Consider the following 10246-nt stretch of genomic DNA (forward strand, 5'->3'; position numbering starts at 1 on the left):
TCAAGAAGCGCGAGGGCATCGACCAGGACTAATTCTGGGTCAGGCTAGGGTTAGCAGGCGGCTGCCGAGCCTGAAATAACAAAATAGCTACCCAAACTGCCGGTGTGTAGGTGGTATTGGCTAACCTCTGATGCCAATTCCGCATGCGCGCCGGCAGTTTTGTTTTTCGGTGCAGGGCGAGCGTGTGCTGGGAACGCCCGCGTTGGGTGCCCCATGGTGGAAGCATGCGATGCCCTCCGCCGAGATACCCGGCTTCACAAGCAGGGTAGGGGCAACGTTGCTAGCGTTGATTGAGAAGTTAATTGCGAATATGCAGTCTGCAACGTCCAAGGAGCTGCGACCCCATGACTAATTCCACGACCGACAGTGCTACCAAGCTTGCCAAGGCCAAAGAATTCCTCCATAGTGCGGGTGCAATCCTCTTTGACCTCGACGGAGTAATTACCCCCACCGCCGATGTGCACGAGCAGGCGTGGGCGGACATGTTTAGCGACTACTTCGAGCACAAGGGAGTCACGGCTTACACGGAGGAGGACTACTTCACCTACCTCGATGGCCGTCGCCGTGATGAGGGGATTGCGGCAATCCTGGAGTCCCGGGGCATCTCGCTGCCACACGGTAACGATGAGGACACTGCGGAAGACGAGACGATTGTCGGGCTCGGGAAGCGCAAAAATGATGACTTCTTGGCGCGAGTCGAGAGGGGAATTGAGGCCTACCCGGGGTCGGTTGCGCTGCTCGACGAGTTACAGGGCGCGAGGGACTCGTCGGCAAGCGAAAAACCGCAGTTGGCGGTGGTTAGCTCGTCGAAGAACGCGGTGCCGGTGCTGACGGCCGCTGGGCTGCGTGAGCGGTTCGTGGAGATTGTTGACGGCGTGGTGGCGCATGAGAACAACCTGCCGGGTAAGCCAGCCGCCGATACTTTCGTGTACGCGGCGAAGAATCTGGGGGTGGCGCCGCGCGATGCTGTGGTGGTCGAGGATGCCATCAGTGGTGTGCAAGCGGGTGCAGCCGGCGCATTTGGTCTGGTCATTGGTGTTGACCGCGGTGCTGGTGCGGAAGCGCTGCGCCGAGCGGGCGCCGACGTTGTGGTCAGTGACTTGGCGGCACTCGTCTAGGCTGGCTCGTGACAAATGGCTGAGACAAAACCGGAAGGCATCATGGCCAACGATTCGACCACGGCAGCAGTCGACGAGACTGAGCGTGTGATTCCGCAGGGGCAGGGTCACGACGCGGAGACCGCAGAGGCTGAAAAACAGGAGGAGACGGTGTCCCCAGTTCGTCGTAAGCAGCGTCGTAACTTCCCGGCGGATCGTGCGGATAAGCACCACCACCTTGTAAATGCCGAGGGACTCATGGACCGAGACATCACTCCGGTCGATGAGTGGCGTCTGATTGAGACGAAGCCGAACGGCCTCCCGCTCGGTTTGGGCGAGACGCTGTTTGCGCTGTCGAACGGGTACATCGGCATGCGTGGCAACCCGCCGGAGGGCCGTGACTCCAGTGAGCACGGCACTTATATCAACGGTCTGCATGAGACCTGGCCGATTAGGCACGCCGAGGACGCCTACGGCCTAGCCCGCCAGGGGCAGACGATTGTCAATGCTCCGGACGCTAAGGCAATGCGTCTCTACATTGACGATGAGCCCCTGCGTCTCGGCAATGCTGAGGTCAGCGACTACGAACGTAGCCTGGATTTCCGCGAGGGCGTGCTGCGTCGTCGGTTCATTTGGCGCACCCCGGGTGGCAAGCGCGTTCGCGTCACCTCTGAGCGCATGGTGTCTTTCCAGGAAAAGCATGTCGCCGCGATGAGTCTGGAAGTCGAGCTGCTGGATGCGGATGCTGCGGTGATGATTAACTCGCAGATCCTCAACCGCCAGGACGGCGAGGACGAATACCACGATGCCGCTAAGGCGCAGGGCACCGAACTGGATCCCCGTCGCGCCGAGGCGCTGGAAGACCGCGTTCTCATTCCGGCATTTCAGTCGGAATCGGCGCACGGGCAGCGCTCGACGCTGGGCTACCGCTGCGCGAACTCCGGTATGACCGTGGCTACCTCCATGGACCACACCTTTACTGTCCGCACTCCCGACGGCACGGAGCCGTTCGTAGAGATTTCGCAGTCGACCGAGCCGGATGTGGCCAGCTCCCTGTTCAACCTGGATGCGCCGGTCGGCACTGTCATACGCCTGGAGAAGCTGGTCGCGTACCACTCCTCCCGTAAGGTGCGTGCCGAAGAGCTGGCATTCCGCTGTGAGCGCACCCTGAACCGCGTCGGCCGCATCGGCATGCTGGGGCTGATGGAGAACCAGGAGGAGTGGCTCGAACGCTTCTGGGAGCGCTCTGACGTGGTCATTTACAATCAGCCGGAGATTCAGCAGGCAGTGCGCTGGAACATTTGGCAGATTATCCAGGCCGCCGCCCGCGCCGAATTCCAAGGCGTCCCGGCCAAGGGAATGACCGGCACCGGCTACGGCGGCCACTACTTCTGGGACACGGAAATCTACGTGACCCCATTCCTTACCTATACGTCGCCGCAATTCTCGCGCAATGCCATGCGTTTCCGCTGGGACATGCTCGAAGCCGCGTGGGCGCGTGCCGACGAACTGGCGCACGACGGTGCCCTCTTCCCGTGGCGCACTATCAATGGTCAGGAGTCCTCGGCCTACTTTGAGGCCGGCACGGCGCAGTACCACATCGATGCGGACATCGTGTACGCGATGATGAAGTACGTCTATGCCTCCGGCGATGAGGAGTTCCTGCTCAAGGAGGGCACGGATCTGTTGCTCGGCACGGCCAGGTTTTGGATGTCGTTGGGATTCTTTGATGCCGAGCAGCGAGAGTTCCAAATTCACAGCGTCACCGGTCCAGATGAGTACAACACGGTGGTGAACAACAACCTGTACACCAACGTGATGGCGCAGTATAACCTGCGGGTTGCTGCGGACGTCGTCAAGCAGATGAAGCGTGATCGCCCTGCTGCCTATCGCGAACTGACCAACCGCTTCGACCTCACTGAGCGCGAGGTTGAAGAGTGGGAGCAGGCCGCTGAGGCGATGTACATCCCGTTCGATGAGAAGCTCGGCATTCACCCTCAGGATGACCAGTTCCTGCTGCGTAAGCGCTGGAATCTCGACGATCCCGAAGTTGGCCCGCTGCGCCCGCTGCTGCTGCATTACCACCCGCTGACGATTTACCGTCACCAGGTCATTAAGCAGGCGGACGTCGTCCTCGCACTGTTCCTCATGGGCAATCGCTTTACGACGGAACAAAAGCGCGCAGACTACATGTATTACGATCCGCTCACCACCGGTGATTCCTCGCTGTCCGCCGTTGTGCAGTCCATTGTTGCGGCCGAGTTGGGCTTGCAGGAGCAGGCAATGGACTTCTTCCTACGCGGACTCTATGTGGACCTGGCGAACTTGCATGGCAACGCTGCCGATGGTGTCCACGTCGCATCTGCCGGTGGTGTGTGGCAGTCCCTGGTCTATGGTTTCGGTGGTTTCCGCGATCATGACGGCCGCTACAGTATTGACCCGCGTCTGCCGGAGGACTGGAGTGGTCTGACGTACCGAGTCACTATTCGTGGTTGTCGTATCCGAGTGACGGTGCGCGGCCGCACGGTGGAAGTCGTCCTGGAGGAGGGAGACCACCAGGTTGGGCCGATTATGGTCGCAGGACATGAGGTGATCATTGGTCCGGAGCCGTTGACCGTGGTGATGGCGAACTCGGATCAGAGCGAGGATTAGTCGGACGGCTTCGGCCGTACACGGTGCCAATAGGGGGGGGATTGCCTGTTGGGGGTGGCTGTTTGGGCCTTTGGGGAATTCGGCAGGGGTAAAAATAAAGAATTTCGCAACATAATTATTGAGTATTAAATCCGTCCACCTGAGAAAAGTGGGCGGTTTTTTATTTTCGTGCTATTTATGTTGCGTTATTAGCTAGTTTGGGCGGGGGAAAAATCGGCAAAAGTCGGGGTAGGGGCGTTTTTATGGTGGGGGAGAGGGTTTATGCAGCGACGACGTCAGAAGTGGCTAAAATGCGATAACCTGAGAAAAGGCGGAGAAAAGACCTAGGTAACCTGTGAAAATCCCCACCCAAAAGGGGGAAAAATGTTTACCAGGCGCTGTGTGACTTTAGAGTGAATATGACACTGGAGGTGCCATGACTGTTAAAAGTTCAAACCGTGACGCAATCGCGCACGGCAAAATTAATGTAGAACCGCTGCGCGAGCAGCCTAAATACCCTTCATGGGCTCTGAAGCTGACCATGGCCGTCACTGGCGTGCTGTTTGGCCTCTTCGTTATTGTCCACATGCTGGGTAACCTGAAGATTTTCGCTGGCGAGGAAGACTTCAACGCATACGCGACCTTCCTGCGCACTGTCGGTGCTCCGGCAGTTCCGAACGAGGGCATTCTGTGGATTTTCCGCATTGTCCTGCTGGTAGCTATTGTCCTGCACATTTTCGGTGGCCTCACCCTGGCTGCACGTGCTAAGCAGTCCCGCGGCAAGTTCCGCCGTCAGGGCATGGTGTCCAGCTGGAACACCTTTACTGCACGTTCGATGGTGATCACCGGCATTGTGCTGCTGGCCTTCATCATCTTCCACCTGCTGGACCTGACCATCGGTGCTGGCGTTGCTCCGTCTTCTTTCGAGCACGGTGAGGCATACCAGAACGTGGTTGCGTCCTTCTCGCGTCCGGGTGTTGTTGTTTGGTACATCATTGCGCAGCTCGCTCTGCTGCTGCACCTGTCCCACGGTCTGTGGACCGCTACTTCCGACCTCGGTATCACCGGTAAGCGCTGGCGCAAGGTTCTGCTGTTCCTGTCCGGCCTGCTGCCGCTGCTGGTTGTTGTCGGCAACATCTTCATCCCAGTCGCCGTCCTGACCGGTCTGGTCTCGTAGGTCGAGGAGGAAATTTACTATGACTAACACTGAAGCAACCGTCGCTGCGGACTTCCGCGCGCCGGAAAGCGCTGTCGACGGGGTCAAGATCGGCAAGGTTCTGTCCGATAACTCCCCGGGTGACAAGGTCTCCATGAAGGACCACTGGCAGTACCAGAAGGATCACGCCAACCTGGTTTCGCCGCTGAACCGTCGTAAGTTCCGCGTCATGGTCGTCGGTACCGGCCTGGCTGGCGGCGCTGCCGCTGCTGCGCTCGGCGAGCTCGGCTACGACGTGCAGGTTTTCACCTACCACGACGCTCCGCGCCGTGCGCACTCCATTGCTGCACAGGGTGGTGTCAACTCCGCTCGCGGTAAGAAGGTCGACAACGACGGCGCTTACCGCCACGTCAAGGACACCGTTAAGGGCGGCGACTACCGCTGCCGCGAGAACGACTGCTGGCGTCTGGCTGTCGAGTCTGTCCGCGTCATCGACCACCTGAATGCAATTGGTGCTCCGTTCGCTCGCGAGTACGGCGGTACCCTGGCAACCCGTTCCTTCGGTGGTGTGCAGGTCTCCCGTACGTACTACACCCGTGGTCAGACGGGTCAGCAGCTGCAGCTGTCGACTACCTCGGCTCTGCAGCGTCAGATTGGTCTCGGCAACGTCGAGATCTTCACCCACAACGAGCTGGTTGACATCATCGTCGCCGACGGCCGTTGCCAGGGTGCCATCATGCGTAACCTCATCAATGGTGAGCTGACCGTTCACACTGCTCACGCAGTTATTCTGGCTACCGGCGGTTACGGCAACGTCTACCACATGTCCACGCTGGCCAAGAACTCCAACGCTTCGGCCATCATGCGTGCATACGACCAGGGTGCTTACTTCGCATCCCCGTCCTTCATCCAGTTCCACCCGACCGGTCTTCCGGTCAACGCGCACTGGCAGTCGAAGACCATTCTGATGTCCGAGTCCCTGCGTAACGACGCACGTATTTGGACCCCGAAGAAGAAGGGCGACGAGCGCCCGGCCAACGACATCCCGGAGGACGAGCGCGACTACTTCCTGGAGCGTCGCTACCCGGCATTCGGTAACCTCGTCCCGCGTGACGTCGCTTCCCGCGCCAACTCTCAGCAGATTAACGCCGGCTACGGTGTTGGCCCGCTGAAGAACTCCGTCTATCTGGATCTGCGTGACGCAATTGAGCGCCTGGGCCAGCCGGTCATCAAGGAACGCTACTCGAACCTGATTCAGATGTACGAAGAGGCAATCGGTGAGGACCCGTACAAGGTTCCGATGCGTATTGCTCCAACCTGCCACTTCACCATGGGTGGCCTGTGGTCTGACTTCAACCAGATGACCTCCATCCCGGGTCTGTTCACCGGTGGCGAGGCATCCTGGACCTACCACGGTGCAAACCGCCTGGGTGCAAACTCCCTGCTGTCCGGTTCGGTCGACGGTTGGTTCACCCTGCCGTTCACCATTCCGAACTACCTCGGCCCGCTGCTCGGTACCGACCGCCTGGCTGAGGATGCCCCGGAGGCCAAGGAAGCACTGGACCGCGCTCAGGCTCGCCTGGACAAGCTGATGAGCATCCAGGGTAAGCACGGCGCTGAGTACTTCCACCGCCAGCTCGGTGAGATTCTCTACCGCGACTGTGGTGTGGCCCGTAACAAGGAAGACCTGGCTCGCGGTATCGAGGAGATCCGCGAACTGCGTAAGGCATTCTGGTCTGACCTGTTCATTCCGGGTGAGCCGAACGAGATGAACCAGCAGCTCGAGTACGCTAACCGCGTTGCTGACTACATCGACCTCGGTGAGCTCATGTGTGTCGACGCCCTCGACCGCGATGAGTCCTGCGGTGCTCACTACCGCGATGACCACATCTCCGAAGATGGCGAGGCAGAGCGCGATGACGCTAACTGGTGCTTCGTTTCCGCATGGGAGCGAGGCAACAACGGTCCTGCATGGGATCAGTCCGGTTACGAATTCATTCGCCACGCCGAGCCGCTCACCTTCGAAGCCGTCCCGCTCATGACAAGGAACTACAAGTAATGAAACTGCACCTTGAAATCTGGCGCCAAGCAGGTCCGAACGTCGAGGGACACTTTGAATCCGTTGACGTTGACGACGCCGTCGCAGAGATGTCGATCCTGGAGCTGCTTGACCACGTCAACTCCAAGTACGTCGAGTCCGGCAAGGAGCCGTTCGCGTTCGCATCTGACTGCCGTGAGGGTATCTGTGGTACCTGTGGTCTGAACGTCAACGGTCGTCCGCACGGCCCGGGCCAGAACACCCCGACCTGTCAGCAGCGTCTGCACCAGTTCAGCGATGGTGACACCCTGAAGATCGAGCCGATGCGCTCCGCCGCATACCCGGTCATCAAGGACATGGTCGTTGACCGCTCCGCTCTGGACCGTGTCCTCGAGCAGGGTGGCTACGTCTCCATCAACGCTGGTACCGCTCCGGATGCAGATACTCTGCACCTGAACCACGAGACCGCTGAGTTCGCACTTGACCACGCAGCCTGCATCGGCTGTGGTGCTTGCGTCGCAGCCTGCCCGAACGGTGCTGCACACCTGTTCACCGGCGCAAAGCTGGTTCACCTTTCCCTGGTCCCGCTGGGTAAGGAAGAGCGTGGCAAGCGTGCCCGCAAGATGGTTGACGAGGTCGAAGGCACCTTCGGTCCGTGCTCCCTCTATGGTGAATGTGCTGACGTCTGCCCGGCAGGTATCCCGCTGACTGCGGTTGCCGCCGTCACCAAGGAACGAGCTCGTTCGTTCTTCCGCGGTAAGGACGACTAAACTCTTTCTCGATTAGAGTTTTCCAGAAGGGACATAGATTATGGCGAATGCAGTCAAGCGTTACCAGGGCGAAGAGCACTTCGTCGACGGTTACGTGCCTCAGAGCATGAATGCCGAATACTCCTCGCTTCACAAGAGCATTACCTGGATTGGCATGGGTCTCATGCTCGCCTCTCTGGCGGCTTGGGGTACCTTCATTTTCGGTCTCGCAACGACCGTTTTTGCCGACCAGACTGCTGCCTCTCACAGCAACGGTTTCTTGGCTAAGGATGCCGCCAACTACACCGACTACACCGGTGGTTGGAACTTCGACGGCAGCGTGTTCATGTGGGCTGGCTTGGTAGTCGGACTGGTTATGGTTATTGCGGGTCTGGCCTGCATCTCCATCGGTCGTCGTGACTACAAGGCTTACCGAAAGGAATTCGGCACTCACCACTAAAGGCTTGCCCCAGTTAAAAGGGGCTCGCCTCTAGGCGGATGCAACGCTAGCCTTTTGAACTAGCACCTCCACAGTTGATGCCACTGTGCACAGTGCGCTGGGGTGGGGAAGTACTGAGAAGTACCTCTCACCAACAGCGGATTGCGGCGCGGTGGCATTTTCGCGTTTTCGGCGCCTAATCTATACACATGGATAACAACCCCGCTAAGCTCCCGGCAGCTGTAGATACGGTTTCGGACCGTCTCGAAGTTCCCGGGCCATCACCTGAGGTTGAAGCGGAAAAACGTGCGCAACTGCGTAAGGCCAAGGCTTTCGCTACGATGCTGCTGGTCATCGCAACCGCTGTGTATTTCACATGCCGCGGTATTGAGTCTTCACACTTATCCGCAGGCGAAGTTGTGCCCGCGTGGGTGGGCTACGTTCGCGCTGCTTCTGAGGCCGGCATGGTCGGTGCCCTCGCCGACTGGTTCGCAGTCGTAGCTCTGTTCCGCCACCCGCTCGGCATTCCTATCCCACACACCGCTATCGTCCGCCGCAAGAAGGACCAGGTCGGAGAGTCCCTGGCGCAGTTCGTCGGAGACAACTTCCTGAACCCCGCTTTGATTGTGGACAAGGTGCGTAAGGCCGAGATCCCTGAGCGTATCGGCGAATGGCTGGTAGCGCCGGGAAACGCCGACAAAGTGTCAGCAGAGGTCGGTAAGTTCACCGGAAATGTGCTGGAGGCGATTAATCCCGACGATGCCGCCGCAGTGCTGAAGTCAGCAGTCATCGACGAAGTTGCAGCTCCGGAGTGGGGACCACCAGCGGGTAAGGTTCTCGAGCAGCTGATTGAAGAGGGGCGCACCGAGCCCATCGTCCAGCAGATGGCTGAGTGGCTGCACCGGAAGTCGCTGGGCTCGCAGAATCTTATCGACCGCCTCGTCGGAGAGCGCGCCCCATCCTGGGCGCCGAGCTTTGTCAACGATCTCATCGGCGACAAGGTCTATCGCGAGCTGGTTGATTGGACCTGGCAGGTGCAGCATGACCCTAAGCACGACGCGCGCCTGGCGCTCCACCGCTTCCTCACGCAGCTCGCCATAGATTTGCAGAACGACGAGAAGACCATCGCCAAGGTCGAAGAAATTAAGACTGACATTCTTTCGTCCGCCGCCGTCACACAGGCGCCGGCGCAGATTTGGGCATCAACATCCGCAAAGCTTGTCGACGCTGCCCGCGACCCGGACTCCCTGCTCCGTCGGAAGGTCTCGGAAACGGCCGCCCGCTACGGCGAGCGGATCCAATCCGATCCTGAGTTGCGCAAACGAATGGACCGCCGTTTGGAAGCGGCTGTCGTCTTTATCGCTGAGAATTACTCGGGCGAGATTACCTCGATCATTTCTGAGACCGTTGAGCGTTGGGACGCCGATGAGGCTTCCGACAAGATTGAACTGATGGTCGGTCGCGATCTGCAGTTCATTCGCGTTAACGGCACGGTTGTCGGATCACTGGCCGGTTTGGCTATTTACACCCTGTCGACCTTGGTGTTTGGGGCTATTTAGCAGCACAACCCAGCACATCAGACGGTGTGCGTTAGCATGTAAAAAGCAATGCATCCCTGTTAAAGGAGTTGTTCCCCCGGTGCGCCTGTTACCATCTTTGCCCAGTCTTGCGGACTCGCCGCTAATGGCGATTTCCGTCTATGTGGACGTCTTGTTTCAGTTCGCCATTCCGTTTGTCATCGGCATCTTGGCGCTAATCGGTGCGGTGCTTGTCATCACCACCCGCGCGGATGCCTTTGACGCTGCAGACCGCAAGAGCCGCAACGTCTGGGCCGGCATGCTGGTCGGTTCGGCTATCTTCCTGCTCCTGCCGTGGCTGGGCTGGGCAATGTTGGGCATCCCGCTGATTGCCGGGCTAGTCATCACGGGTATTTACTGGTTGGATGTCCGCCCACAGATCAAGGACATTTTGTCGAACGCGCAGGGCGGTTATTAGTCCCGGGCGGGTGCTAGCCTGCACTACTGAGAAAGTGCCTGGGTTTATGACAGTTTCTGGGTGAAAAACCCGGTTATTTTGTCATAAACCCAGACACTTTCTTTTTTTTGGGGGGGGTGTCCCTATGTTTTTGTCAAGTGC

Annotated in this window: 8 protein-coding genes; all 8 read left to right on the forward strand. The window is 59.0% G+C overall.

The window, feature by feature from the left end; all coding sequences use genetic code 11:
* Positions 1-344: 344 nt before the first annotated feature.
* The 8 genes from HMPREF2847_RS10605 (at position 345) to HMPREF2847_RS10640 (ending at position 10105) form a co-directional block, all read left to right on the forward strand.
* A complete protein-coding gene (locus HMPREF2847_RS10605; RefSeq protein WP_187401089.1) occupies positions 345-1118 on the forward strand; it encodes an HAD family hydrolase in 774 nt (257 codons plus the stop codon).
* Between the two features lie 15 nt (positions 1119-1133).
* Complete coding sequence (locus HMPREF2847_RS10610) at positions 1134-3749, forward strand: glycoside hydrolase family 65 protein (protein WP_016421963.1); 2616 nt, start codon at positions 1134-1136, stop codon at positions 3747-3749.
* Between the two features lie 415 nt (positions 3750-4164).
* Positions 4165-4905, forward strand: a complete 741-nt coding sequence (locus tag HMPREF2847_RS10615) for a succinate dehydrogenase cytochrome b subunit (protein ID WP_049189509.1) — start codon at positions 4165-4167, stop codon at positions 4903-4905.
* A gap of 19 nt (positions 4906-4924) precedes the next feature.
* Positions 4925-6943: a fumarate reductase/succinate dehydrogenase flavoprotein subunit gene (locus tag HMPREF2847_RS10620; RefSeq protein WP_049189510.1), complete on the forward strand. Its 2019-nt coding sequence runs from the start codon at positions 4925-4927 to the stop codon at positions 6941-6943.
* Positions 6943-7692: a succinate dehydrogenase/fumarate reductase iron-sulfur subunit gene (locus HMPREF2847_RS10625; RefSeq protein WP_016421966.1), complete on the forward strand. Its 750-nt coding sequence runs from the start codon at positions 6943-6945 to the stop codon at positions 7690-7692. The genes HMPREF2847_RS10620 and HMPREF2847_RS10625 overlap by 1 nt, the downstream gene beginning before the upstream one ends.
* 40 nt (positions 7693-7732) lie before the next feature.
* Positions 7733-8131, forward strand: coding sequence for a hypothetical protein (locus HMPREF2847_RS10630; RefSeq protein WP_016421967.1), 399 nt, complete (start codon positions 7733-7735; stop codon positions 8129-8131).
* Between the two features lie 188 nt (positions 8132-8319).
* Positions 8320-9669, forward strand: coding sequence for a DUF445 domain-containing protein (locus HMPREF2847_RS10635; protein ID WP_070852415.1), 1350 nt, complete (start codon positions 8320-8322; stop codon positions 9667-9669).
* Between the two features lie 124 nt (positions 9670-9793).
* Positions 9794-10105 (forward strand): DUF2516 family protein, encoded by a 312-nt coding sequence (locus HMPREF2847_RS10640; protein WP_042388363.1) that lies wholly within the window; start codon positions 9794-9796, stop codon positions 10103-10105.
* Positions 10106-10246: the final 141 nt, after the last annotated feature.

Source organism: Corynebacterium sp. HMSC074C03, from assembly GCF_001838285.1.
GTDB classification, from domain to species: domain Bacteria; phylum Actinomycetota; class Actinomycetes; order Mycobacteriales; family Mycobacteriaceae; genus Corynebacterium; species Corynebacterium amycolatum.

Coding starts and splice junctions, on each gene's coding strand:
- HMPREF2847_RS10605 (WP_187401089.1), top strand. CDS start 345: ATGACTAATTCCACGACCGACAGTGCTACCAAGCTTGCCAAGGCCAAA.
- HMPREF2847_RS10610 (WP_016421963.1), top strand. CDS start 1,134: ATGGCTGAGACAAAACCGGAAGGCATCATGGCCAACGATTCGACCACG.
- HMPREF2847_RS10615 (WP_049189509.1), top strand. CDS start 4,165: ATGACTGTTAAAAGTTCAAACCGTGACGCAATCGCGCACGGCAAAATT.
- HMPREF2847_RS10620 (WP_049189510.1), top strand. CDS start 4,925: ATGACTAACACTGAAGCAACCGTCGCTGCGGACTTCCGCGCGCCGGAA.
- HMPREF2847_RS10625 (WP_016421966.1), top strand. CDS start 6,943: ATGAAACTGCACCTTGAAATCTGGCGCCAAGCAGGTCCGAACGTCGAG.
- HMPREF2847_RS10630 (WP_016421967.1), top strand. CDS start 7,733: ATGGCGAATGCAGTCAAGCGTTACCAGGGCGAAGAGCACTTCGTCGAC.
- HMPREF2847_RS10635 (WP_070852415.1), top strand. CDS start 8,320: ATGGATAACAACCCCGCTAAGCTCCCGGCAGCTGTAGATACGGTTTCG.
- HMPREF2847_RS10640 (WP_042388363.1), top strand. CDS start 9,794: ATGGCGATTTCCGTCTATGTGGACGTCTTGTTTCAGTTCGCCATTCCG.